General features: G+C 38.1%; 22 protein-coding genes. 5 read left to right on the top strand and 17 right to left on the bottom strand.

Annotation, left to right across the window (positions count from 1 at the left end):
• Positions 1 to 13: 13 nt before the first annotated feature.
• The 6 genes from J2S77_RS08550 to J2S77_RS08525 form a co-directional block, all read right to left on the bottom strand.
• A complete protein-coding gene (locus J2S77_RS08550; protein WP_306976470.1) occupies positions 14 to 3,004 on the bottom strand; it encodes a type I restriction endonuclease subunit R in 2,991 nt (996 codons plus the stop codon).
• The gene (locus tag J2S77_RS08545) at positions 2,994 to 4,355 is read right to left on the bottom strand and encodes a restriction endonuclease subunit S (RefSeq protein WP_306976467.1); all 1,362 of its coding nucleotides are present in this window, start codon (positions 4,353 to 4,355) and stop codon (positions 2,994 to 2,996) included. The genes J2S77_RS08550 and J2S77_RS08545 overlap by 11 nt, the downstream gene beginning before the upstream one ends.
• Positions 4,352 to 6,364, bottom strand: a complete 2,013-nt coding sequence (locus J2S77_RS08540; protein ID WP_306976465.1) for a type I restriction-modification system subunit M — start codon at positions 6,362 to 6,364, stop codon at positions 4,352 to 4,354. Before J2S77_RS08540 ends, J2S77_RS08545 begins: the two co-directional genes overlap by 4 nt.
• 154 nt (positions 6,365 to 6,518) lie before the next feature.
• Positions 6,519 to 7,127, bottom strand: a complete 609-nt coding sequence (locus J2S77_RS08535; protein ID WP_306976464.1) for a hypothetical protein — start codon at positions 7,125 to 7,127, stop codon at positions 6,519 to 6,521.
• Between the two features lie 126 nt (positions 7,128 to 7,253).
• Positions 7,254 to 8,288: a hypothetical protein gene (locus J2S77_RS08530; protein WP_306976462.1), complete on the bottom strand. Its 1,035-nt coding sequence runs from the start codon at positions 8,286 to 8,288 to the stop codon at positions 7,254 to 7,256.
• A 435-nt stretch (positions 8,289 to 8,723) separates the two neighbouring features.
• Positions 8,724 to 9,284 (bottom strand): helix-turn-helix domain-containing protein, encoded by a 561-nt coding sequence (locus J2S77_RS08525; protein ID WP_306976460.1) that lies wholly within the window; start codon positions 9,282 to 9,284, stop codon positions 8,724 to 8,726.
• Between the two features lie 143 nt (positions 9,285 to 9,427).
• Between J2S77_RS08525 and J2S77_RS08520 the strand changes: the two genes are divergently transcribed.
• Together J2S77_RS08520 and J2S77_RS08515 are read left to right on the top strand one after the other, a co-directional pair.
• The gene (locus J2S77_RS08520) at positions 9,428 to 9,595 is read left to right on the top strand and encodes a hypothetical protein (RefSeq protein ID WP_306976458.1); all 168 of its coding nucleotides are present in this window, start codon (positions 9,428 to 9,430) and stop codon (positions 9,593 to 9,595) included.
• Entirely contained in the window at positions 9,592 to 11,118 is a 1,527-nt protein-coding gene (locus J2S77_RS08515; protein WP_306976455.1) for a recombinase family protein, read from the top strand. The genes J2S77_RS08520 and J2S77_RS08515 overlap by 4 nt, the downstream gene beginning before the upstream one ends.
• Here J2S77_RS08515 and rlmD read toward each other — a convergent pair.
• From rlmD to gatC, 6 genes are all read right to left on the bottom strand, one after another.
• Complete coding sequence (rlmD, locus tag J2S77_RS08510; RefSeq protein ID WP_306976453.1) at positions 11,078 to 12,451, bottom strand: 23S rRNA (uracil(1939)-C(5))-methyltransferase RlmD; 1,374 nt, start codon at positions 12,449 to 12,451, stop codon at positions 11,078 to 11,080. The two genes, J2S77_RS08515 and rlmD, sit on opposite strands and share 41 nt — an antisense overlap.
• A gap of 360 nt (positions 12,452 to 12,811) precedes the next feature.
• A complete protein-coding gene (locus tag J2S77_RS08505) occupies positions 12,812 to 13,699 on the bottom strand; it encodes a diacylglycerol kinase (RefSeq protein WP_306976632.1) in 888 nt (295 codons plus the stop codon).
• Between the two features lie 53 nt (positions 13,700 to 13,752).
• Positions 13,753 to 14,121, bottom strand: coding sequence for a VOC family protein (locus J2S77_RS08500; protein WP_306976451.1), 369 nt, complete (start codon positions 14,119 to 14,121; stop codon positions 13,753 to 13,755).
• A 30-nt stretch (positions 14,122 to 14,151) separates the two neighbouring features.
• Complete coding sequence (gene gatB, locus J2S77_RS08495; protein ID WP_306976449.1) at positions 14,152 to 15,582, bottom strand: Asp-tRNA(Asn)/Glu-tRNA(Gln) amidotransferase subunit GatB; 1,431 nt, start codon at positions 15,580 to 15,582, stop codon at positions 14,152 to 14,154.
• A complete protein-coding gene (gene gatA, locus J2S77_RS08490) occupies positions 15,579 to 17,057 on the bottom strand; it encodes an Asp-tRNA(Asn)/Glu-tRNA(Gln) amidotransferase subunit GatA (RefSeq protein WP_306976447.1) in 1,479 nt (492 codons plus the stop codon). The genes gatB and gatA overlap by 4 nt, the downstream gene beginning before the upstream one ends.
• Before the next feature lie 17 nt (positions 17,058 to 17,074).
• Positions 17,075 to 17,365 (bottom strand): Asp-tRNA(Asn)/Glu-tRNA(Gln) amidotransferase subunit GatC, encoded by a 291-nt coding sequence (gatC, locus tag J2S77_RS08485; protein WP_306976444.1) that lies wholly within the window; start codon positions 17,363 to 17,365, stop codon positions 17,075 to 17,077.
• 261 nt (positions 17,366 to 17,626) lie between these two features.
• Between gatC and pepF the strand changes: the two genes are divergently transcribed.
• Positions 17,627 to 19,435: an oligoendopeptidase F gene (pepF, locus tag J2S77_RS08480; protein ID WP_306976442.1), complete on the top strand. Its 1,809-nt coding sequence runs from the start codon at positions 17,627 to 17,629 to the stop codon at positions 19,433 to 19,435.
• 49 nt (positions 19,436 to 19,484) lie between these two features.
• Here pepF and J2S77_RS08475 read toward each other — a convergent pair whose 3' ends face one another.
• The gene (locus J2S77_RS08475; RefSeq protein ID WP_306976441.1) at positions 19,485 to 20,423 is read right to left on the bottom strand and encodes a TraB/GumN family protein; all 939 of its coding nucleotides are present in this window, start codon (positions 20,421 to 20,423) and stop codon (positions 19,485 to 19,487) included.
• Positions 20,424 to 20,569: 146 nt separating this feature from the next.
• On the opposite strand from J2S77_RS08475, the gene J2S77_RS08470 reads away from it, so the two are divergent.
• Together J2S77_RS08470 and J2S77_RS08465 are read left to right on the top strand one after the other, a co-directional pair.
• The gene (locus J2S77_RS08470; RefSeq protein WP_306976439.1) at positions 20,570 to 21,247 is read left to right on the top strand and encodes a Dph6-related ATP pyrophosphatase; all 678 of its coding nucleotides are present in this window, start codon (positions 20,570 to 20,572) and stop codon (positions 21,245 to 21,247) included.
• 75 nt (positions 21,248 to 21,322) lie between these two features.
• Positions 21,323 to 21,757, top strand: a complete 435-nt coding sequence (locus J2S77_RS08465; protein ID WP_306976438.1) for a VOC family protein — start codon at positions 21,323 to 21,325, stop codon at positions 21,755 to 21,757.
• Between the two features lie 160 nt (positions 21,758 to 21,917).
• Here the strand turns inward: J2S77_RS08465 and J2S77_RS08460 are convergent, their stop codons facing one another.
• The 4 genes from J2S77_RS08460 to J2S77_RS08445 all read right to left on the bottom strand — a co-directional run bounded on the left by J2S77_RS08460 (position 21,918) and on the right by J2S77_RS08445 (position 25,406).
• A complete protein-coding gene (locus J2S77_RS08460; RefSeq protein ID WP_306976437.1) occupies positions 21,918 to 23,297 on the bottom strand; it encodes an ammonium transporter in 1,380 nt (459 codons plus the stop codon).
• A gap of 16 nt (positions 23,298 to 23,313) precedes the next feature.
• On the bottom strand, positions 23,314 to 23,655 hold the full coding sequence (locus J2S77_RS08455; RefSeq protein ID WP_306976435.1) for a P-II family nitrogen regulator: 342 nt from the start codon (positions 23,653 to 23,655) through the stop codon (positions 23,314 to 23,316).
• Between the two features lie 161 nt (positions 23,656 to 23,816).
• Entirely contained in the window at positions 23,817 to 24,929 is a 1,113-nt protein-coding gene (locus J2S77_RS08450; protein WP_306976432.1) for an NAD(P)/FAD-dependent oxidoreductase, read from the bottom strand.
• A gap of 24 nt (positions 24,930 to 24,953) precedes the next feature.
• Positions 24,954 to 25,406: a DUF2269 family protein gene (locus J2S77_RS08445; RefSeq protein WP_306976429.1), complete on the bottom strand. Its 453-nt coding sequence runs from the start codon at positions 25,404 to 25,406 to the stop codon at positions 24,954 to 24,956.
• Positions 25,407 to 25,424: the final 18 nt, after the last annotated feature.

Below are 25,424 nucleotides of genomic sequence, written 5' to 3'. Positions count from 1 at the left end.
GCTGTGTTTTAGCCTACCTTGTTGTCATCTCTTGATAAACTTCATCAAACATAACGTTCATAACTGTTTTCTTAAAGTCTTGGTCTTCTAACATCTTCATGAAGAACTTCTCATTTTGTGACATTCTATCAATCACTACATCCAAAAATGCTTCTTCATAACTAAACTTGAAGTTATCTTTAGTGTTAACACGTGCTTTTTGCGTTAAATCATCATTACTAATAATATCCTCTTTAATCTGTTCATAAGACAACTTGTCAGTTTCTGTGAATTCCGTACCAAAACGTTCATTCAGTCGCTCAATAATGGAAGACAGCCTTTCTGTTTCTTCTTCTTGAGATGAACCTGCCCCGAACTCTGTTGGTGATAATTTATGATCTTCATCATCTGTTCCTAAAGCAATGGAGCCTTCAAACACTTTTTCATTTCGATAATAAGCCAGTGCAACATCATCTGCTAAATCAATGCCATCTGATGCTTTTTTGGGTAACTTTTTGAACAGATAATTCAAAAATACATACAACTTGTGTAATTCGAGATCAGCAAAAGGACCTATCTGCAACACAAAAGAATATGTTCGTATATATTTAGAACATGCTGCTTTAAAGTCATCTTGTTGTTCTTCATTCAAATCATCCTTAAAACGACTAACAGCTTTATCTAAATACGAATTTAACTTCTCTTGCACTTTAGCATTTCTCTGTTTACCACTATATTCGATATTTACGACTTCCTCAATTTCACTTTCAACGTAGACCTGAAAAGCATCTAACTCTGTTTGAATGTCATAAAGGATATTAGGATCTGTTGTATCCTCTAATTGTGTGGCTTCATAATATGGCTCAAATGCTTTTTGGATATCTTCCGCCTCATTTGCAAAATCTAAAACAAATGTGTCATTCTTGCCTTTACACGTCCTATTTAATCGCGATAATGTTTGAACAGCCTTTATCCCATCCAACTTCTTATCAACATACATAGTGTGTAATAACGGCTCATCAAAACCCGTCTGGTATTTTTCAGCAACTAATAAGACTTGGTAATCATCACTGTTGAATTTATCAGGTAATTCACCTTCACTAAAACCATTAATGCCTGCTTCTGTATAATCTACACCGCGATCCTCAACTGTCCCTGAGAAAGCAACAACTGATTGCAAGTCGGTGTAACCTTTTTCCTTGATATACTTATCAAAGGCATGCTTATATCTCACCGCATGTAATCGACTGCCTGTGACAACCATTGCTTTTGCTCTACCACCTATCTTATGCTGTGTCACTTGCCTAAAGTGTTCAACCATAATTTCAGTTTTCTGAGCGATGTTGTGGGGGTGAAGTGAGACGAACCTTGCAATTGATTTTGACGCTTTTGAACTCCCGACTTCTGGATCGTCATCGATTTGTTTAGCCAGCTTAAAGAAGGTTTTGTAAGTTGTGTAGTTTTTTAGTACATCTAATATGAAGCCCTCTTCAATAGCTTGTCTCATCGTGTACTGGTGAAATGGCTTAGGTATTCCTTCCTGATCATAAGTTCCAAATTTTTCAAGCGTTTTCTGTTTAGGTGTTGCAGTAAAAGCAAAGAAAGAAATATTACTCTGATGACCACTCTTTGAGATCTCTTCTAAAATACGGTCTTCTCCATCTTGCAACTCTTCCTCCGTCAACTGCTCTTCTTCCATTGCATCTTCCAATGTTTTATTTGATAACAAGCTCGTCATAGCCCTTGCTGATTTACCACCTTGAGAGCTATGTGCTTCATCGATGACAATTGCATATTTACCATTAGCGATCTCTGATACTTGATCTAAAATAAAAGGGAACTTTTGTAGGGTAGTTACGATAATTTTCGCCTTGTTTTTGACTGCCTCGGCTAATTGTTCTGAGTTTTTCTCAATCTTCTCAACAAAACCCGCTTTATGCTCTAACTGATAGATCGCATCCTGTAATTGCTTGTCTAACACCCTTCTATCCGTTACCACAATAACACTATCAAACATCGCTTCATTATGCTCATCGTGTAGTTTAGCCAAGCGATGGGATAACCAAGAGATGCTATTCGTTTTACCTGATCCCGCGGAATGTTGGGCTAAATAACTCTTCCCTGGCCCTTCTTGTTTAACATCATATTCTATTTGTCTAACGGCATCTAACTGATGATAACGAGGGAACATGAGCGTTTCTTTTTTATCGATAACATCACCATTGCTATCCTTAATGTCTTCCGATTCCAGGTACATAAACCTAAAAACAATATCTAATAGACTATCAGGCTGCAAAACCTCTTTCCATAAATAAGAAGTCTTATAGTCATTATAGACGATAGGGTTTCCAGATCCACCATTCACTCCTTGATTAAAGGGTAAAAAGAATGTTTTACCTTTATTCAATCGTGTTGTCATGTAAACATCATCAGTGTCAACTGCAAAGTAAACTAATGCCCGTTTTTTGAATTGGAACAATGGCTCACGCGGATCACGATCGTTCATGAATTGCTTCTTCGCATCGTCAACGGTCTGCCCTGTTAAGTGATTTTTCAGTTCCATGACAACAAGAGGCAAACCATTTAAAGAAAGAAGGATATCAATGCTATTGTTATTGCTGTGACTGTAATATACCTGTCTACTTACTGTGAAGATGTTTTGTTCATATTGTTCCCATAGAGTGCGATTCATGGTTGATACAGGTTTATTAAAGGCTAACATTAATCTGACACCATAGTCCTTGATCCCGTGCCTCAAACAATCAATCATGCCACGGTTATGCAATTCCTTTGATAGACGCTTGATGATCTTTTCCCTATAACCTTCTTTATATGCTTTCTTTAAACGTTCCAATTGCTTCGATTGGGTCGCTTCTAAGAACTGAAAAAACACTTCTGTATCAATGGCATATTTTTTTAACTCTTCTAATGATCCATCAGTTAATGTTCGTTGTATATAACCTGATTGAATCAAATCATGCTCAATGTTCTCTTCAAACCCTCTTTCAGTGTGATCAATTGACATTTTCCTCCTCCTTTCTTTCTAACGGATGCTCACGGACATCAATTTTTCCTGTGACAGCTTCATAGATGAGTGATTGGCGATATTCTTTTAATTTTTTAATCACTAATTTTTCATTATTAATTAATGATTCGATTTCATTCACTTTTTCATTCAAGTAATTAGATATCATTTTCTGCTCTTGAATATTAGGTAATGGAAAAGCAAAGTTTACAAAGGTGGCTTGATATAGGTGTTTGATTGTTGAACCAGTTTCTGTGTATTTAATATATTCTTTAAAAACATCTGAGCACAATACCCAGTACATGAATTCAGTTAAATAGTTTTTATTTATACATCTTGTTACGAAAACACCACTATTTAGTATTGCTTTTTCTGGTTTATCTTTAACAACAGCAACCTTTCCAATAGATCCGTCTTTTGTAATTAACAAATCATTTTCCTTTAACTGAATCTCTGGAGCTTCTTCATATCTATCATTACTTATACGATAACACGTATCCCAATCAACGATTCCATTATCAAAATCTGTTCCAGTTACTAAATATGGACCTTCGTCAATAAATTCATCGGATCGTAAACCTTGCCAACCAATCCTTCCTTTTACATAAGTTGAATATTTTATTTTAGTGATATTCCAATGTTTTGGTATACTCCCGATCCATCCTTTACCTGATTTCTTCAACTCTTTTTCATTTTCTAACCCTTTTGTAACTGCCTCCGTTATGACAGCTTGCCTTGTTTCCTTCAAAAGCTTAATTAAACGTTCTTTATCAGATATTAATTCATCAATCTCTGATGTTTTTTGATCGAGGAAAGAGACTATTTTATTCTGCTCTTCATTTGTAGGTAGGTATAGCCTCAATGATCTGATTAAATTTTGACTAATATTCGGTTGTCCTCCACCTCTTGATAAATTTATAATTGCAGGTCTATTTGCCATGAACCAATAAAACACAAATTTTTGGTTACCACCTTTGAAGTCACTTAATACACAACATGCCTGGTTTGTCGTCATGAAAGTGTTTGTTATCCCTAATTTACCTATTGTAGCACCATACATAGCAATAACTAATGAACCTTGGGGATAAATTTTTAGAGTTGAATAATCCTTTAATGCTTCAGAAGATATATTTTTTTCAACTCCATCTATTATACTATCATTAAGATCACCAGTATTAAGCCAAGGAATATTTCCATTATAATATTTTAGTTCGGTAGATTTAGGAGTAGCTCCACTACCGATATCATCGAATAGCCAACTGACTTTTTTCCTTTCCCAATGTGCTGGTATTTCTGGCATCCATATTTCTTCTGTTTTTTTGTAATGCAGATAATTTCTTAACCGCTTCATCCCTCCATCACCTTCTTCAACTTATCCATAATACTCTCTTCCAATTCTCTTATTTCATTCGAGATTTCCTCTGAGCTCCTCAGGCTTGTGTATTGATAAAAGTGTCTGGTGAACGGAACCTCATAACCAACCTTAATACTTCCCTCATCTATCCATGCGTCTGGTACATGTGTTTTTACTTCACGTTCAAAATAATCATGTATGTCTTCTTTTAAAGGAATGTTTTCTGTGTCTCTTAAGCCTGGATCTGCCTCAGGATTCCCCTTTTTATCCAAACAAATATCGGCTGTTTCGTCTTTTTCAGACAGTGCTGATAAAACTGCCTTTTTTAAGATTGCATTAAACTTAATATTTGCATCCTTAAAGGCATCGTTGAGTATCCCCTCAAATGCTTCACGGTTTTTGTAAAGTTCATCAATTGTTAATTCCTGAAGAACCTTGACAATGGCTTGTTGTTGTATTTCACCTTCTTCTACTTCTTTTAATCCAGCTTCACCTTTTTTCTTAGATTTAACTAAATTCTGAAATGCTTTTTCATCATACAGACGGTGAATACGATCTTTATCTACTTTGAAATTTAAACGTAAGGGTCTTTCAATAGTGACCTTACGATAACCAAAGTCTTCATTATCAAATATCTTACTATGTTCATCTTCCCGAAATGCCCCGTAAAGACGTGTTATATAATCAATGTCTTGCTCAGTTAGTTCATGCCGTTTTTCACCAAGGCTTTTTTTCATCTTCTTGTAAAATTCAGTTCCATCAACTAATTGTATTTTTCCTCTTCGATGGTCAGGTTTATTGTTCGTTAAAACCCATATATAAGTTGAAATGCCTGTATTATAAAACATTTGATCAGGCAAGCCGATAATACCTTCAACCAAATCATTCTCAATCAAATGTTTTCGAATATTACTTTCCCCTAAGCCAGCATCACCTGTAAACAGTGGACTGCCATTAACAACAATTGCTAAACGTGAGCCATTTGGGTTTTCGTCTGAGACAGGCTTCATCTTGGACACTAAATGCTGTAGGAATAATAACTGTCCGTCATTGATTCGAGGCAACCCAGCGCCAAAACGACCATTATAGCCTAAATTTTCGTGTTCATCATTCACTTCCTTTTGAGCAGGTTTCCATTCTACTCCAAATGGTGGATTTGTTATTAAATAATCAAATGTCTCATTAGGAAACTGATCATTCGATAAAGTATTGCCAAAAGCTACGTTTTTGGCCTCTCCGCCTTTAATAAGGATGTCTGCCTTCGAAATCGCATACGATTCCTCATTGAACTCCTGGCCAAAGAACTTAAGGTTTGCGGATGGATTATATTCATGAATATAGCTTTGCGATACAGACCCCATGCCACCTGTACCTGCACATGGATCATATATGGTTTTAGTCAACCCCTCTGTTGTAAACACTTCATCATGGTACATAAATAACAAATGTGACATTAAATGAATGACTTCACGTGGTGTATAGTGATCACCCGCTTCAGAGTGTTCGTTGAAGCGACGAATTAACTCCTCAAATATAAAACCCATTTCAACATTAGAGACTGTTTCAGGGTGCAAATCAATCTCACTAAAACGCCTAACCACTAAATATAAGACATTGTTACGATCCATCTTTTCTATCTGAGTATCAAAATTAAAGAAATCAATGATGTCCTTCGCTGATTGAGAGAATCCGTTTATGTAATCACGTAAATTATCAGCAATATTATCTGAATCATTTAACAGTTTTTTGAAATCGAATTTACTCACATTATTGAACTTTTGCTTGGATGTACGATTTAAAATCTCATCTCGAGACTCGTCAGGTAGGTGCTTATACTTCTCATACTGTTCTAATACATCATCTTTCGTCTCTTCTAAAACACCATCAAAGCGCCTTAATACTGCCATTGGTAAAACCACTTTGCCGTAATCCTCTTTTTTATAAGGGCCCCGCAATATTTCTGCTATTGACCAAATAAAGTTGACTTTATTATTAAAATTATCCATTTATGTTTGCCTCCCTGTAAAATACCCCTTCTTACTTTACCATCTTAACAAAGGATAAATGATTTATGTTAATTCGATTTCGTTTTTATGACAACATTATCAACAATAATAGAGCAAAAAAAAGAGAGCAAACCATTTTGCTCTCTAATTAAACCTAAATTTGATTAATGAAAGTGCGTGCTCCAGGATTACTGTAATAGTCAGGATCTATTATTGGCCCAAATTGATTTAAAATGCAGTTCATTACAAAGTTATTTAAATCAATCACAACAGCTTCCCTCTGCTTTTTCAGTTTCTTACGTGAAAAATAGGGGTAATTACAAAGGTACTGCCTTTCATCTTGTTGCCATTCCCTCACATCATTAGTCACTCTCTCTATAAATTCAGCAGCAGATTCAGTATCACTATTATGGACTACAGGGGTTTCCGTTATCAAACTATCCCCGCCTTTTAATGATTGATTTCCTTCATCAATTTCATTATAGATCTTTAATGAATGATTCAGCTTATTTATATCATAATAAGCCCATTGTCGCTTTCTTTTAGCAATCACATTCCTTTTAAGATGTAAATGAGCTACCATCAAATTTTTTATACTCAAAAAGTTGCCTTCATCATCTAACAAGTGTTCTTCAATTATATCCTGCACCACTTTCTCTAACGGTTCTTCTAAAAGCTGTCGACAATAAGAACGCAAATCCTCATCGATTTGCTCAATAACCTGTGTTATTATGCTTGGGTTATCATTTAGCTTACATCGCACTTTGACCCTCTCCCTAATATTTCATTTTTTCTACGCTTATAACTATATCATGAATTTCTTTATAATTGAATATATGTTAAATTATATGATTAATAGAATTATTTGTAAAAAATAAATGACAAATTATTAAAATGGAAGTTTTTGCCCCTTTTTATGGCAATCCCTTATTGATTGGACATCATCATATAAATCTTGCAATGGATTCCTTAAATACATGGGGGCATCTTTATAATTCTTAGGGATCGAAAGAGGATTAATATTGAGACTATATAAGCGTTCAATACGGGCATTAAATGTTTTCATATTTTTTATCTCTTGCTTTTTCAATGGCGTATCCAGATTACCTCGAGACACCTGAACTAAAAAATGCTTCAGCTTTGACTTCATGTTCGGATTAAACGTTGAGACATTTATCAGTTCTTCCGCTTTTTCGATTTTATAAAAATCTCCTTTCAGATAAATGGGTAACAGATAATCAGTGAAGTATCTATACTTCATGTCTTCTTTGAAATAGTCCTTAATAGATGCTTCTACTGGTTCAGTGCAAACATGAGCATTTGCACGATAATCAATATGCTTGTCTGTCAAAGAGACTTCATAGCGAAGCACATCTTGCTCATAAGTCTTTATCGGCAATCCCTTATCGTTTCTTTCAGCGGTTTTGTCATACAGTTTTGTTAAAACCGAGCCTGAAGAATGATATACAGTCGTACTATACACCTTAAACGAATCTTCCTGTTGGGTGCCTGACTTCAACTTTTGATATTTAAAGCTTTTAGTCATTTTCCTATACAGGTGTAAAAGAAGTGAACGTTCAACTTCACTCTCAACGACCACATCATGTTTATAATCGATACGTTTCAACCTGTGATACTCATAGTGACGAGCGTGATTAAAGATACTCATTAGCATCCCTCTGATATGCGATTCTACTGTCCCATACATTAGGTCATAAAACTCACTTAAACCAAGTAATTCAACCACGTCAATTACCATCGATAAAAACCATCGACTATTTGCAGCCTGATAAATGGAAAAGGTCGTAGATGGATATGAAGAATGTAAGTAGTCATTGATCTTAAGTGGGTTAATCCCTCGTGCATTAAGCTCATATACTTCATCATGGGAAAGGGGAAAGATCACTTTCATTGTATGAATCATTATCAGTAACACTCCTTAGTAAGTGTTGCTCAGGATTTCAAATTTGAATAATGAAAACTGTCACAGCAACACCTCAATTGATTAGGTTGTTCAAAAAATTACTGCGTTTAGGGTTATATTTATTTCTTGTTAAACCAGTGACGCGGTAATATATTTCTAATCATATAGAGGAGCAGATTTTTTATAAATGCATTTTGTGTTTGAGGTTGTTCGAGGTCTATTAAAGCGAGTAATGAGGTTAGGAAGTAGAGGATCATTTTATCTGTCAAAGAAATAAAGGGGTTTTAGAATAAATAATCTATCCCATCTTTTGCTTTTACAATTTAAAAAGTTAAAGTTATTCAACAAAAAAACACCTTTACTCATTAAGTAAAAGTGTTAGTAGAAATACTATGTTTATTGCCTTTATCATTCGAATCCATTGATATTTAACAATCAGGCTTTAAACAAGGACATTCCCGCATTATGAACCCTGTTTAATGCATCCTCCACTTTCGATACATCCCATACATCTTCATTAAAGCTTACAATGATTATTTTATCTTTTAGTGAATCATTCAATTTATAACCACAAGTATCAAGCAATTTCGCTGTCTCTTCTAAACTAAGTCTCATCGCGATAGCAATAGCAATCAATTTATATTTCGTTCCTTTTGAAACGCCATTCACTAAATTATTCACATAATTATATGTAAGACCTGATCTCTTAGCGATACTTGATTGTGTCATTTCTTTCTCATACATCAGTTCGTTTAAGTATTGACTTAATGTAGGCATTGACTTCTTTGACCGGGATAAACTTGACTCCATTCTCTTCAATTCACCTAAGCTCAATCCTTTTCCAGGAGCATGGCCTAATGTAGAGACAAAAACATTATCATCAGTCCACAAATAGCGATAGAGCGTCTTGAGGTATTTATTAACATCATCATTGTCAACGCCATATTTAATAATATATATATTTGATTCTAATAGTCTATGCTCTTCATTACACAAAACACATCACCTCAATCAATGATTTTCCCAAAATTTTTGGGACATTTATATTTTATTATTTTATAGACTATAGTCAAAGTCATCATAAACTAATCCTTATATTAAGGTAACAACATTATTTGAACAGAAGGAGGTTTTCCTACATGTACGTAAAACGTTACTTTCAGAACCCAAATGACGAAAACAGCCAAGGTATTGAATCAATTTTAATATCAATCATTGATTCAGAGATTGACAAGATTATCCAAGATGCATATGATAATGCTAAGGTGAATTCTACTACCTCTTCTATAGGAGAGGATGTAGCATGAAAGCTGGTGTATATGTCCGTGTATCAACTGAAAAAGAAGGACAAAAAGAGTCACCAGATAACCAAAAGAATTTATTCCTAAATCTTTTACAAGAGAAGGGTTGGGACCTCTACGATTTTTACGTCGATTTTGAATCTGGAACAAAAGCAAGAAAACGTAATGAGTTTCAACGGTTGGTTAAGGACGCTGAAGAAGGCAAACTTGACATCATACTCGCAAAGGAACTCGGGAGACTTGCTCGAAGTGGGCGATTATCCTACAGCCTAAGAGATTTGTATCTTCAGCAAGGGATACACATTATGACTCTCGATGGTGCGATTAACTCTCTAAATGATGATCTGGACAAATTCGGTCTCTTTGCCTGGTTTTATGAATATGAAGCGCAGACAGCAAGTCGTCGCATCAAAGATACACTTAAAACCAAAGCCTTAAGTGGGCAATTTATGGGAGCTACTCCTCCATATGGTTACAAAGTAAGTGAGGGACACCGACAACTCATCAAACGAAATGATGAGACAGTTGAAGTTGTTAAACGAATCTTTAGTGACTATATTAATGGTAAAGGGTATGACAAAATAGCAAGAGAATTATCTGAAGAGCGTGTTCCGACACCATCAAATTTAGCAGGAAAAAAGAATCCAAGTTCATTTTGGAATGGGTCGTCCGTGAGGATAATTTTAGAAAATCCGCATTATACAGGTGATCTTGTTCAACAACGAGAAACATCTATGTCTGTTACAACCGATGAACGTAAGCAAAATCAGCCTAATGATCAAGTTATTATCGAAAACACCCATGAAGCAATCATCTCTAAAGAGGATTTTAACCTTGTTAAATCTCTCATCGAACAACGTAAGAGACACCGACCCGTAACTTCAAAACACCTATTCACAGATATAGCGAAGTGCGCTAAGTGCGGTAAATCAATGCATTTCAAACAAAATAGGAAGGGATACGTGTGCGGCAACTTTAATAAACGTGGCATAACAGCCTGCACAGATCACCATATTCGCGAAGACGAAATAAAACGAATTATTAAATCCGATATCAAAAAGCTATATAAAAAGCTAAACCAAAAGAACTTCATGAACACTGTGCAGAAGAAGATAACAGATATCTTAGCTAAAGATCAGAACCAATTGGCTAAGATTGATTCTACTATCGATAAGTTGCATAACGAGAAAACTCAAGCTTTAAAAAAGAACATGGCTGATGAGATCTCTAAAGATGATTATGATAGATTAATCTCAGCTAATAACAACGAGATTGAAGACCTTCTTAAACAAAAACATGAACTATCTGGAGTCATAGATAATCAAAGTGAAGTGCTTGATATTCAAGAGTTGCATAAAGCACTTGAAACCTTTCTAAGTGATCCAGTGATTACAAAAGAAACGCTAAACAAGCTAATTGATAAGATTGAGGTTGAAGAAAATGGGGGCTTGAGCATCTATTACAGATTCTCAGCCCCACTCATTTCTTCTACTTTTTTTGAAGCAACGCACAGCACTCCACATGACTAGACTGCGGGAACATATCGACTGGTTGGATTTCCTGTGTTTCATATCCGCTATCCGCTAAAATTCTTAAATCACGTGCTAATGTCGACGGATTACAAGATACATACACGATTCGAACTGGTTCCATGTCAATCATTGCTTGGAGTAGTTTTTCGTCACAGCCTTTTCGCGGTGGGTCAACGACGATCACATCAGGGTTAAGTCCTTGTGCTTTCCACCATGGCATAACTTTCTCAGCTTCACCTACGAAGAAGTCCGCATTGTCGATATGGTTGCGTTTGGCATTAGCTTTCGCATCATCAACAGCTTGTGGGACGACTTCGACGCCGTAAACTTGTTTCGCATGTTGGGCTAAAAACAATGAGATCGTACCTATCCCACAATATGCGTCGATGACTGTTTCTTTACCTGATAACTGTGCATATTTTAAAGCTTGATCATACAATTTTTCAGTTTGCTCTGGGTTCACTTGGTAGAATGAGTGGGCTGAGATGGCGAATTCTAAATCGTGAATGCGATCAATAATCACATCATTTCCCCAAAGTGAATGCGATTTGTCACCCATGATGACATTGGTTTTGTCTGCATTGATATTTTGGATAATTCCTTTAATGCTTGGGTGAAGCGCTTTAATTTTTTCAATGAATTCTTTTTGCTTAGGTAGATCCTTTGTCTTCGTCACGATGACAACCATCATTTCGTTCGTATGTTGACCGGTGCGTAAGACAATATGGCGAATCACACCTTCATGGGTTTCTTCGTTATAAGGCTGGATGTTTAACTCATCAATAATATCACGAATGCCGCGAACCACTTCATCGTTTGCATCGTTCTGAACGGGACAAGTATCCATATCAATAATATTATGCGTTCGTTTTTGGTAGAAACCAGTAATGACTTTACCATCACGCTCGCCCACTGGGATTTGTACTTTGTTACGATAGTTCCATGGTTCGTTCATCCCAATCGTTGGATGAACAGGCACGTCTGGCATTTGCGCGATCTTTTTCATCACGTCTTGGACTTGGTTTTGCTTCATCGTTAACTGACGTTCATACGTCATATGCTGGATTTGGCAGCCGCCACATTTATAGAACACATCACATGGTGGCTCGATTCGATGCTCACTCGTGTCATAACGTTCAATTAGTTTACCGAACGCTAAATTTTTCTTCACCTTAATGACTTTCACTTTTGCTGATTCACCTGGTAATCCATACGGCACAAAAATTGGGTAGCCGTCTAATTTCCCGACGCCTTCCCCTTCATGCGTTAAATCACTAAACGTTAAATCTATATATTCATTCTTCTTCACTGGCGCACTCGTTTTTCCCATGGTCACCCGTCCTTTTATTTAACTTGCCTCTATTATAGCTAAAACTTGATGCGCTTAAAAGTTAAAGTCCTTATCTAATTTTAGTTACTAGCTGCTGGGATGGTATATAGTATAAAGTTGATGGTATTTATGCTCAACTCGATGATATGTGATCCCCACTCGATGGTATTTGCGCTTAACTCGATGATATCCTATTCTCACTCGATGATATCCGCGCTCAACTCAATGGTAAACGACATACCGCGATGATATGGCCCTTCAGCTCAATGGTAAAACCGCATAACTCGATAATATTTTCTAATCACTACAGTCAAATCCCACCCTTCTACAAGAAAAAAGAGACCTTCCCTTAAGGCCTCTTTAATCTTCGGGTAAAAAGAATTCTATGTGTCGGTATAAGTTTTCAAATGTACCAGGCAATTGTCCACCATATTCACCGTCTAGATTGAGCTGAACATCATCTTTAGCTTCAACGGTGATATGTTGCGCGCGTTTGAAGATAATATGGTCATCATGAATATGATTTCCTCTTAATGCTTTATTGGCGATCATGACAAATTCAGCGATATTAGTAGACTTCATGATCAGTAAATCAAAATAACCATCATCCATTTCGGCATCTGGTGCTAACTTTTCAAAACCGCCAATTGAATTCGTATTGGCAATTAAGAATAGCATGATGTCACCCTCGAAAACCTCTCCATCATATTCAATCTTCATATGAGTCGGCCGAATTGATGGTAACATTTCGATTCCTTTTAGATAGTAGGCGAGTTGTCCGACAGCTGTTTTTAATTTACTTGGAACTTCGTAAGTTAATTCCGTTAATTTGCCGCCACCAGCTATATTCATGAAATGTTTGTCATTTGCACGACCGATGTCTAACTTTTTCGAATAACCATTTTCGATAATGCTCATCGCTTGATCAACATCTCGTGGTACACGAATCGCACGTGCAAAGTCATTCGTTGTCCCCATCGGAATAATACCCAACTTAGGACGATGTGATTGCCTTGCAATACCATCGACCACTTCATTTACGGTTCCGTCACCGCCAGCTGCTACAATGATGTCAAATTCACGTTCGCAAGCTAGTTGAGCAGCATCCATCGCACAACCTTCTCCAGTTGTAGCATGAGCTGACGTTTCGAAACCTGCTTGTTCTAACCGTGCCAATACGTCTGGCAAGGCTTTCCGCATCGCTTCACGACCTGAAGTCGGATTATAAATGACGCGTGCCCGCTTTATTGACATAGCTTCACCTTCATTCCCCTCATGTTTTCAACCAATGTTGATCCATGTTATAACCACTCTAATACTTCTAATCGATTACCAAATGGATCATGAACATAAATTCGGTTGGCACCAGGTAGCTTATCATCCACAGCATAAGTCACCCGTTTTTCATCTAAATGCTGTTTAAACGCTTCTAACCCTTTTATTTCAAATGCAGGATGCGCTTTTTCTGCAGGATAAAATGGTTCCTCTACCCCAACATGTAACTGCTGGTTACCAAAGGCAAACCAGACACCACCATTGGCTTTTAACGCCTCAGGTTTCTCCATTTCTTCAAATCCTAAAACACCTGCAAAAAATTGACGTGCTTCTTCTTCTGAGTCTCTCGGTGCTGCTAATTGTACGTGGTCAATGCGTCTAAAAGTAAACGACATCTGACCACCTCCTCTCACCGTAATTGAATTTTAGCGTTTATCCATTTCTTCTAAGATGATCTTGTTAACCATTGGTGGATTGGCTTGTCCCTTCGTTTCTTTCATGACTTGACCAACTAAGAAACCGAGTGCTTTATCTTTACCATTCTTATAATCTTCAATTGATTGTTCATTATTGTCTAAAATACCCGTAATAATCTCACGTAATTGATTTTCATCGGAGATTTGAACAAGACCTTTGTCTTTGACGATTTGTTCAGGATCGCCACCATTTTGAACAAGCTCTGTCACAACCTTCTTCGCAAGCTTCGATGATAAAGTTCCTTCTTCAATTAAGTCGACCATCTTGGTTAAAGCTTGAGGTGTAATCGGCAGTTCGTTCAACTCCAATTGTTGCTTGTTCATATAAGCAGAAATATCACCCATGAGCCAATTCGTTGCTTGTTTTGGATCCGCACCGTGTTCAATCGTCGCTTCAAAGAAGTCGGACATTTCTCTTGTATTAGTCAGTACACTCGCATCATACTCGTCTAAACCGAGATCATGCACGTAACGATGACGACGAGAGTCTGGCAATTCTGGAATCGCCTCACGCACACGCTCTTTCCAGTTCTCATCGATATAAAGTGGGATTAAGTCTGGCTCAGGGAAATAACGATAATCATCAGAGCCCTCCTTAACACGCATGAGCACCGTTTCTTTCGTCTTTTCATCGTAACGACGCGTTTCTTGTAGCATTTCGCCACCCTGACGCAAGACCTTTTCTTGACGTTTTTCTTCGAATTCAAGTCCTTTTTGAACAAAGTTAAACGAGTTTAGGTTTTTTAACTCTGTTTTAACACCAAATTCATCTTGGCCATATGGACGTAGTGAAATATTGGCGTCACAGCGTAGTGAACCTTCCTGCATTTTTACATCAGATACGCCTGTAAATTGAATCAGATTACGTAGTTTCTCTAAGTAAGCATATGCCTCTTCAGGTGTGCGAATGTCTGGTTCAGAAACAATTTCAACCAACGGCGTCCCTTGACGGTTATAATCAACGAGTGAATAACCATCATCACCGTGCGTTAATTTACCTGCATCTTCTTCTAAGTGAAGACGTGTAATACCAATTCGCTTCGTTTCCCCGTTCACTTCTATTTCAATATAACCATTTTCACCAATTGGTTGGTCAAACTGTGAAATTTGATAAGCTTTTGGATTATCTGGATAGAAATAGTTTTTACGGTCGAATTTCGTATCTGTCGCAATATCACAATTAAGTGCCATCGCAGCTGTCATCGCGTAATTGACTGCTTCCTCGTTTAAAACAGGCAACACACCAGGATAGCCAAGGTCGATTGGATTGACGTTGCTGTTTGGCTCATCACCGAACGCATTTGGACTGGGACTGAAAATTTTCGATTTTGTTTTCAACTCAACGTGGACTTCTAAACCAATAATTGTTTCAAAGTTCATGACTTGGCACCTCCTAGTTGTGGTTGCTGTTTATGATGATCCGTTGCTTGTTCATAGGCATGTGCCACTTTATAGACTGTTGCTTCATCGAAGTGTTTCCCGATGATTTGTAAACCAACTGGCATATCATTCTCAGGATGGAAACCACAAGGCACTGAGATTCCTGGCACACCAGCTAGGTTAACTGGAATCGTCATAATATCATTCGCATACATCGTTAATGGATCATCAATCTGATCACCGACTTTAAATGCAGTGGTCGGTGCGGTTGGACCAATCACGACATCGTAGTTTTCAAAGATTTGATCAAAGTCTTGCTTAATTAGCGTACGAACTTGTTGCGCTTTTTTATAATAAGCATCGTAATAGCCTGAACTCAAGGCGAATGTTCCGAGCATAATACGGCGTTTCACTTCTTCTCCAAAACCTTCGCTACGAGATTTCTTGAACATATCCATCATGTCCTCAGCATTTTCAGCACGTTGACCGTAACGAACACCGTCAAAACGTGCTAAGTTAGCTGATGCTTCTGATGACGCGATCATATAGTAAGTTGCAACAGCATACTCTGAATGCGGTAAAGATACTTCTTCCCAAGTCGCACCTTGTTGTTCTAATACATTCAATGCTTCACGAACTCGCGCTTTAACATTCTCATCAACACCGTCACTAAAGTATTCTTTCGGGACAGCGATTTTCAACCCGTTAACATCACCTGTTAAAGCATCGCTATAATTCGGGACCTCTACATTCGCACTTGTCGAATCCATCTTGTCTTGTCCAGCAATGACTTCTAGAATTCGGGCGTTATCTTCAACTGTTCGCGTTAATGGTCCGATTTGGTCTAGAGATGATGCAAAGGCAACTAAACCAAAACGTGATACCCGGCCATATGTAGGCTTCATACCAACAACGCCACAATAAGAAGCTGGCTGACGGACAGATCCACCTGTATCAGAACCAAGTGCAAATGGTACTTGTCCTGCTGCTACAGCTGCTGCTGAACCACCACTTGATCCACCTGGTACATAATCTGTATTCCACGGATTGCGTGTCGCTTGCATGCTAGAGTTTTCCGTCGAAGACCCCATCGCAAATTCGTCCATATTTAATTTACCAATGTTAATGGCTTTCGCATCTGATAATTTTTGTACGACTGTTGCATCATATAATGGGTCATCTAAGTTCGATAAAATTTGGCTCGAACATGTCGTACGAATGCCTTTCGTCACAATATTATCTTTAATGCCAATTGGCATACCGAATAACGGTAATAATTGATCGTCAGAATCTGCTTCATCTAATGCTTTCGCTTCGTTCAAAGCCTTCTCTTCATTCAAGGTCACGAACGCTTGAATCTCATCGTCAGTTTCACGAATACGGTCATAAACTGCTTGGACGAGTTCTGTTACCGTGACGTCTTGATTGTTTAACTTTTCTTGTAACTGTTTAATGGATAAATCTAAAACAGACATCGTTTATAACCCTCCTCTTAATCTAGAATTGATGGCACACGAAATTGACCGTCTTTTTGGTCAGGCGCATTTTTTAGTGCATCTTCTTTTGAAATCCAGTCTTTCGGTTCATCTGCACGCATGACATTTTTCATATCTAATACGTGTGTCGTTGGCTCAACGTTTGTTGTATCGAGCTCATTCAATTGCTCAGAAAAGTCGATGATCGCACTCAATTGCTCACTGTATTTCTCTGCTTCTTCCTCAGAAATAGCGAGACGAGCTAGATCAGCAACGTGTTTTACTTGGTCTTTTGAGATTTTCGACATCCGTTACACCTCCGTACAAATTTCACTTCACAATACTATTCATCATAGCAAATTTACCGTTATGATGGCAATATTTTCACCATGCTTATTATACCATTTATTACCCGGGAAATATGTGGTGATTTGCAAGAAAAAGTCGAGCTCGTTTATTTGTCTGTCGAAAATTTTATTATGAAAATTTTCTGATTTATGTGACACAAGCTGTTTTTTATTTTATACTATTATTTAGACTTACGAAGTATTTTGAGGAGGTTTCAATTCATGGCTAATCGATTAACACGTCAAGAAGTACCAACAGAACAGACATGGCGCTTAGACGACCTATTCACATCGAATGCAGAATGGGAGAAAGCGCTGAACGACTTAACAGAATTAACACCTAATGTGACACAATATAAAGGAAGGTTACACGAAGGGGCCGATGTACTAAAAGCTTGCCTTGATGCACAAGCAGAACTCCAAAAGAAAATGATTCTTGTCGGGACGTATGCTAATTTACGTTCATCTGAAGACGGAACAAATCCGGAAAATCAAGCGATGTCAGCAAAGGTATCCTCAACATTTGCTAAGATTCAATCAGAACTAGCGTTTTTTAATTCTGAAGTCTTAGCATTACCAGATGGCACAGTCGAACAGTATTTAGAAGATAACGATGACTTAAAAGTCTATCAGAACACTTTAGAAGACTTACTAAAACGTAAACCTTATACACTAGCACCTGAGACAGAGGAAGTACTTGCATCACTAGGCGAAGTCCACTCCGCTCCATATATGATTTATCAACGTAGTAAATCATCAGATATGGACTTCGAACCATTTTCGACAAGTGATGGGACGGAATATACCAATTCATTCGCATTATACGAAGACGAATACGAAATGTCAGCTGACACTGAAGTTCGTCACAAAGCATACGAATCATTCGTAAACACTTTAAAACAATATGAAAATACTTATGCCGCCACATATGCAACACAAGTCAAAAAAGAAGTAGCGCTTGCAAAGGCACGTGGCTATGAATCTGCGACGCAAATGTTATTACAACCACAAAAAGTAACGGAAGAGATGTATCACAACCAACTTGACGTCATCCAAGAAGAACTCGCGCCTGTGATGCGTCGTTTTGCAAAACTCAAACAGGAAGCGTATGGATTAGACAAACTTCATTTTGCTGACTTAAAAGCGCCTTTAGATCCTGAATTCAATCCTGAATCATCTTATGAAGACGTCTCTGAGACAATATTAGAAGCGCTAAAAGTGATGGGACCTGAATACACAAACATTATTGAGCGTGGTCTTAATGAACGTTGGGTCGATTATGCTGATAACGTTGGTAAATCAACAGGAGCATTCTGCGCAAGCCCTTACGGTGTTCACCCGTATATATTATTAACATTTACCGGTCAAATGCGTGGTGCCTTTACCTTAGCACACGAACTCGGCCACGCAGGTCATTTATATTTAGCTAATGAAAACCAACACATCTTTAACACACGTCCGTCGACTTACTTTATCGAGGCACCGTCAACGATGAACGAACTATTGTTGGCTGATCATTTGCTGGAAAATACAGATGATCCGCGCAAGCGCCGTTGGATTGTATTACAACTATTAGGTACGTACTATCATAACTTCGTCACACACTTGCTTGAGGGTGAATTCCAACGTCGTGTTTACGCTCTAGCAGAACAAGGCGATCCGTTAACAGCGAGTACATTAAAACAACAAAAAGGTGAAACGCTACGCAACTTCTGGGGTGATGATGTTGAAATCGATGAAGGTGCTGAGCTCACATGGATGCGTCAGCCACACTATTATATGGGCTTATATCCATACACGTATTCAGCAGGCTTAACCGCTTCAACAGCTGTCTCACAACTGTTTAAAGAGGAAGGCCAACCAGCCATCGATCGTTGGTTAGAAGTATTGAAACTCGGCGGATCGAAAACACCACAAGAACTCATGAAGTATGCTGGTGTCGATATGACAACGCCTGAACCAATCAAGAAGGCAGTTGTTTACGTTGATTCACTCGTAACAGAAGTCGAAGAAAGTTATCAAACACAATAAATAAATTAACACGCCTACTTGAGCAAATAGCCAAGTTAGGCGTGTTATTTTATCGTCTTTCGATTTCATATCCCTTATCTTCTAACAACGACCTTATATTATCCTCACCAAAGAAATGCATCGAACCGACCGCAACCATGATTGTTTCATTATCACGCTCCGTTACAATCTCATCAATACGATCAGCCATCTTTTCATCACGTTTAAACAATAATTCATTTAAATATGTTTCCTCATGTTCAGGGTTATCAACGTCTTTTGGCACGACACGTTCATAATCAAGCAACTCTTCTTCACCAGCCCGAAAAGCTGTTACAGATCGCTCTAACATCTCCTCAGAATCCACTTCTTCATTTTGTTTAAACACTTGTTCTAACACATACGTCTGATAATCCAAATCACGTGCCCGCACAGACGTTAGACGTTCTTCGTAATTTTCCAAAGCGATCGAATCGGTTCGATCATCTAACACATTGCCATATAAATAATTCTCGACACCGAGATTATAATCGTAGTCTGACTCCATAATCATCAGCTCGTTATATAAATCTTCCACTACCCAAGGCTGAAATTGATTCACCATTTCATACTCAACCCCTGGGTATTCTGTTACATCTTCTAACTCATCATGGTACTCAGCATCAATATGCTCGTCTAATTTCTGTCCAGCTGGCAATCGCATATGTGGTCTTTGTGCTGCCATCAATGCTTGCCTATTTGCTTCAGAACTATTATCAATCTCCGTTAACAACAAATCCGTATGATCCATTGCATCCTCGATTTCATCTCTAAGTGGATACATTTCCTCCACCCCAATATGAACTGTACCTAAGAAGTAAATCTGGTTCCCATCATGTTCTGCTTCCCAGAAAAACCCTTCACTCTGTTCAGGAACCTCTACATCGTCAACCTCCACAGCCTCATCCGATTGACAGCCTATAATCAGTGTGATGGCAACTATTACACTCCATAATATAGCTCGCTTCACAACCTCACTCCCCCACCTACACATTAAACAATAATCATTCTTCTGATTACTTTATTTTACATGATTGAGACATATAAATGAATGAAAATTCAATAATTTTATACTAAAATAGAACTTATACTCTTTGAATAAAGGCGGATTATAATATGAAACGTGTAGCCGTATCCCATAGTGGTGGAAAGGATTCGATGTTAGCTTTGTACCACATGTTGAATAAGAACGATGTCATCGTGGACCGTTTAATCGCCACAATTGATGAGAACAACCGTCGCACAAGTGTTCATGAAACTAAGGAATCTTTAATGAGTTTACAAGCCGACGCACTTGGACTTCCACTACAGAAAATCTACATCCCTTCAACACCGTCAAACGATGAGTATAATGAGCGAATGTATGATGGTTTGAGAAAAGCTGAGCAAGACGGGGTCACTCATATCGTTTATGGGGATATTAACTTAGCTGATGTGCGCGCTTTTCGGGAGAGTCAATTAAAAAACTTGCAACTCGACGCAATCTTTCCACTTTGGCAACAATCAACCACAATCTTAATCAATGAATTTTTGTCATTAGGCTTTGAAACATGGATCACCACCATTGATCCAAACAGAGTTCCTAACGACTTCTTAGGAGCACGATTAGATCACGAAACATTACAAGCACTTCCAGATTCAATTGACCCTTGTGGTGAAAACGGAGAATTTCATACACTTGTTGTAGATGGTCCTCTATTTCATCAATCCTTACCTGTTCAACTAAGTAACACAGTCATAGAAGGAGCATTTTACACATATCACGATGTACAACTGAAGGATTCATCAACATAATAGCAGGATAAAATAGATTAACCACGAAATAGTAACTAGTAGATAAATTTGAACACATACAGAGGTGAATGTTTTATGGGCAGTATTGAATTAGATATGGTTGTAAGCGACAGTTTAGAAGCTTTGAAAGTATATGAATACGTGTTTGACTTGGAAGAAATTAAAGCAACCAACTTACCCAAAGGGCAAAATGAAGTCTTATTCACATTATACAATATGCAGTTTCATTTATTAGATGAAAATCGCGAGGCGTATTTAATAGCACCAACACCTGAGGACCCTAAGACGAGTTGGGTCAATGTAACTGTTGATGATATCAATAAGACCTATCAATTTGCAATGGATCAAGAATGTACCGAAATCCAACCAGTGACAGAAATGGCTGATATGGGCATATCCAATGCGATTTTCATGGATCCTTTTGGTTATGTATGGATGTTACATGAAGTGCATGAAGAAACGACCTTTGAAGAACGCGCAGCTATGTGGGAAGAATCACAAGAACAATAATATCAACCCAATAGAGTTGTTTCTACTTTAAAGGCCAACAAAGTAAACCCCCAATTTATTCAGAAGTATCTTTGAATAAGTTGGGGGTTACATCATTAATAAGCTTCTATAATCTGATCACTAACGACATGGCTCTAACCTTTCTCATACAATAGATCTGTTACTGACTTGTTTCCGTCCGTTTATGTTCGATCCCATCTAACCGCTTCAATAACCCAACACCAAACTCATGAGACACTTCCAGATTTTCATTATAGATACTATTGGTAGCTTCATAGGCTGATGATCCATGCTCTGAAAAATCCAAACCTGTAACTTCTTCCTCGCGAGAAACTCGTATAGCGCCTAAACGTGTAACAGCATACAACGCGGTTCCTGTCGCGATAGATGTCCATAGAATGACACTTAGTACACCTATAAGTTGTGTCGTCAGCAATGCAACACTTCCGGAATAAAACAAGCCACCTTCTACTGCAAACAATCCAACAGCTAATGTCCCCCATATTCCACAAATACCATGAACAGTAATAGCACCAACAGGATCATCAATTTTCAGAATGCGATCAAAGAACTGAACCGCTTCAACTAAAATAATACCTGCAATAAACCCAATAACAATCGCTCCTATAGGCGAAACATTTGCCGTCCCTGCCGTAATACCAACTAAACCAGCTAAAGCACCATTTAACGTTAACGTGGCATCCATGGTTTTAAATTTCATATAAGAATAGAACCCTGAAGCTACAACACCAGCCGATGCCGAAAGTAATGTTGTCGCAATGACAGAAGGTACTAAACTTGTGTCTGCCGCTAATGTACTTCCACCATTAAATCCGAACCAACCAAACCATAAAATAAACACACCTAACGCCCCAATTGGTATACTATGCCCAGGAATCACGTTCACTTTACCTTTAGCATATTTGCCAATTCGAGGACCTAATACTAATACAGTCATCAAACCACCTACTGCACCAGTTAAATGAACAACAGATGAGCCAGCGAAGTCGACAAAGCCTAAATCAGCTAACCAACCGTCACCCCAAATCCAGTGACCCACAACAGGATAAATAACCCCTGTCATAAATAGCGTTAACATCAAATAAGAACTTAATTTCATGCGTTCTGCTACAGAACCTGAAATAATCGTCGCACACGTAGCTGCAAACATCGCTTGGAACACAAAGAATCCAATTTGATCAGTATGTCCTTGCAATAAAAATCCAGATGTTCCTATGAATCCACCTAACGTATCACCAAACATTAAACCATATCCAACTAAGAAGTATAAAACCGATGCAATTGATATGGTCATCATATTCTTCATTAAAATATTTAAAGCATTTTTTGAACGCGTAAACCCTGTTTCCACCATCGCAAAGCCTGCGTGCATAAAGAATACAAGAAAAGCTCCTAACATCATCCACGCCATATCAATCGAATCAACAATTGGTGCCAACTCTTGGCTAGTTGTCGCAAATGTGGTCATGCTTGGAATTAATAGTAATACCATTAAAATTAAACTAATTTTCTTAATCATCTCGCATTCCTCCCCTTTATTGTAATGCTTCCTTGCCCGTCTCACCTGTTCGAATCCGATAAACATCTTCAACAGCTGAAACAAATATCTTGCCATCACCCACCTGATCCGTTGAACAAGTTCTGGAAATGATGTTAGCCGTAACATCTACATCATCATTATCAACAACTAATTCAACTTTCACTTTAGGATACAGTTTTATTTCATATTTATTTCCTCGAAACACCCCTTTCTGACCTTTCTGCTGACCACAACCAGCCACTTCTGAAATCGTCATACCCTTAACACCATGTTGATCAAGCTCTTCACGTAGTTCTTGGAATTTTTCTGGGCGAATGATTGCTTCTAGCTTCTTCATAAAAGACCTCCTTAAGTTTATGTTAACTTTCTTAACACTAATTGTTATTAACATACATAATATAATTAATAATCAGAAAAATCAAGAGGTTTTTTGAATTTTATGTTAGGAAAGTTAACATAAAAAATCGCCAAGCCTTTTCGACTCGACGATTTTTATATTTATTGGATAGCTTCACTCACGTCATATTGCGATAAATCTAAATCAATCTCTTCACCTAATGCCAAATCAGCTAAGACTGACCCGAGATAAGGGCCTGCCGTTAGACCTGTTGCGCCAAGTCCATTAGCGACGAACAATCCTTCATATCCTGGCATCGGTCCAATAATTGGTAAGAAACCTGGTGTGTAAGGGCGAAAACCAACACGAGTTTCTAGAATCGAGGCGTCTTCTAAGCCGGGGGCAATGGTTAGCGCTTTATCTAAGATATCGCGAATAGCACTTGCAGTCGTGCGATGATCGAAATCTGCGTAGTCAGTTCTTGTAGCCCCTGCCACGATGCGCCCGCCTGCAAATGTTAACAAATAACCATTACTAGGCGGCATAACAACTGGCCAGTCACCCGTATCTTCCCCGACTAAATCCAAATGAACAATTTGTGCACGTTGCGGTGTCACTTCATAATCAATACCGACTGGTTTGACTAATTGTTTCGACCACGCACCCGCTGTATCAATAACTTGATCAGCTTCAAGAACCTCACCTTGAATACCGACTTGTTTAATTTGATTGCCATCAGCAATGAGTCTTGCTTCACCTGTACGAATTGTCGCACCGTAATGAATCGCACCTGATAATAGGGCATCGCGCATTGCACGACCATCCACTCTTGCACCACCACTCACATAGACGCCACCGTATTCCTCAGAAATAGGCGGAAACATCTCGCGCACTTCATCAGGATTTAATCGTTTAATCTCACCTATTTCTGGTGCATCTTCTTTCCGTTTTTCTGCGCGTTCTACCATTTGATCTAACTTATTTTCATCGGTATGTAGACTAATCGTACCCACTTGTTTGTAACCTGTCTTGCGCATACCATTCGCACGCAATTGGTCAACAAGGTCTGGATAGTAGCGCGCACCTCGTTTGACTAGCTCATACCATGCTTTATTTCGACGTTGTGACAACCACGGGCAAACGATTCCTGCCGCTGCGTCAGTCGCTTGACCTTCATCTTTTCGATCAATTAGTGTCACGTCTTCACCTTTTTTTGCTAAATGATAGGCGGTTGAAGCACCTAATATACCACCACCGACAACAACGGTTGTCATAAGCTCATTCCCTTCTTTTATCAGTTAAAATGGTTTCGTAATCATTAGTATTATAATAACAATAAATAGCGTGTTTTCGAAATATTCAACTGTGTATAGTCTTTTGGCTAATCGATCATAATCAACTGGAATCATATCGTCTGTCGCATCTGATAACAATTGTTTGATCGGATTTGAATACCATTTTAAAACAGTTGGTCCCATGGCTAAAGCGATTAAATATAATATGAGACTGACGACATACCATCCTTGCTCGAATAACGATGGATTTAATGCCCCCATCCAAAGACCTGTCACAAGAAGCAATGTCCCACCTACCATAACAAAGTAGTGCAGTTGACGTTTGACTTGATAGCCATATCTCAATTCAGCTAAGGTTTTCGCTGATTTAGTCACTCGTGTTAAGACAAAACCAGGCCCCATTCCGATAATGGCAGAAATGATATGTATAAGGACTAAACTTTCATATAAAGACATGGGAACACCTCCAAGATT

This window comes from Alkalibacillus salilacus, from assembly GCF_030812915.1.
Classification (GTDB): domain Bacteria; phylum Bacillota; class Bacilli; order Bacillales; family Alkalibacillaceae; genus Alkalibacillus; species Alkalibacillus salilacus.
Note: the sequence above shows the minus strand (reverse complement) of the source record. Positions and strands in the feature narration are given on the sequence as shown.

Coding starts and splice junctions, on each gene's coding strand:
- gatB (WP_306976449.1), bottom strand. CDS start 15,582: ATGAACTTTGAAACAATTATTGGTTTAGAAGTCCACGTTGAGTTGAAA.
- J2S77_RS08470 (WP_306976439.1), top strand. CDS start 20,570: ATGAAACGTGTAGCCGTATCCCATAGTGGTGGAAAGGATTCGATGTTA.
- J2S77_RS08450 (WP_306976432.1), bottom strand. CDS start 24,929: ATGACAACCGTTGTTGTCGGTGGTGGTATATTAGGTGCTTCAACCGCC.
- J2S77_RS08530 (WP_306976462.1), bottom strand. CDS start 8,288: ATGATTCATACAATGAAAGTGATCTTTCCCCTTTCCCATGATGAAGTA.
- J2S77_RS08455 (WP_306976435.1), bottom strand. CDS start 23,655: ATGAAGAAGCTAGAAGCAATCATTCGCCCAGAAAAATTCCAAGAACTA.
- J2S77_RS08520 (WP_306976458.1), top strand. CDS start 9,428: ATGTACGTAAAACGTTACTTTCAGAACCCAAATGACGAAAACAGCCAA.
- J2S77_RS08545 (WP_306976467.1), bottom strand. CDS start 4,355: ATGAAGCGGTTAAGAAATTATCTGCATTACAAAAAAACAGAAGAAATA.
- J2S77_RS08465 (WP_306976438.1), top strand. CDS start 21,323: ATGGGCAGTATTGAATTAGATATGGTTGTAAGCGACAGTTTAGAAGCT.
- J2S77_RS08515 (WP_306976455.1), top strand. CDS start 9,592: ATGAAAGCTGGTGTATATGTCCGTGTATCAACTGAAAAAGAAGGACAA.
- gatA (WP_306976447.1), bottom strand. CDS start 17,057: ATGTCTGTTTTAGATTTATCCATTAAACAGTTACAAGAAAAGTTAAAC.
- J2S77_RS08445 (WP_306976429.1), bottom strand. CDS start 25,406: ATGTCTTTATATGAAAGTTTAGTCCTTATACATATCATTTCTGCCATT.
- J2S77_RS08540 (WP_306976465.1), bottom strand. CDS start 6,364: ATGGATAATTTTAATAATAAAGTCAACTTTATTTGGTCAATAGCAGAA.
- J2S77_RS08500 (WP_306976451.1), bottom strand. CDS start 14,121: ATGTCGTTTACTTTTAGACGCATTGACCACGTACAATTAGCAGCACCG.
- rlmD (WP_306976453.1), bottom strand. CDS start 12,451: ATGGGAAAAACGAGTGCGCCAGTGAAGAAGAATGAATATATAGATTTA.
- pepF (WP_306976442.1), top strand. CDS start 17,627: ATGGCTAATCGATTAACACGTCAAGAAGTACCAACAGAACAGACATGG.
- J2S77_RS08460 (WP_306976437.1), bottom strand. CDS start 23,297: ATGATTAAGAAAATTAGTTTAATTTTAATGGTATTACTATTAATTCCA.
- gatC (WP_306976444.1), bottom strand. CDS start 17,365: ATGTCGAAAATCTCAAAAGACCAAGTAAAACACGTTGCTGATCTAGCT.
- J2S77_RS08550 (WP_306976470.1), bottom strand. CDS start 3,004: ATGTCAATTGATCACACTGAAAGAGGGTTTGAAGAGAACATTGAGCAT.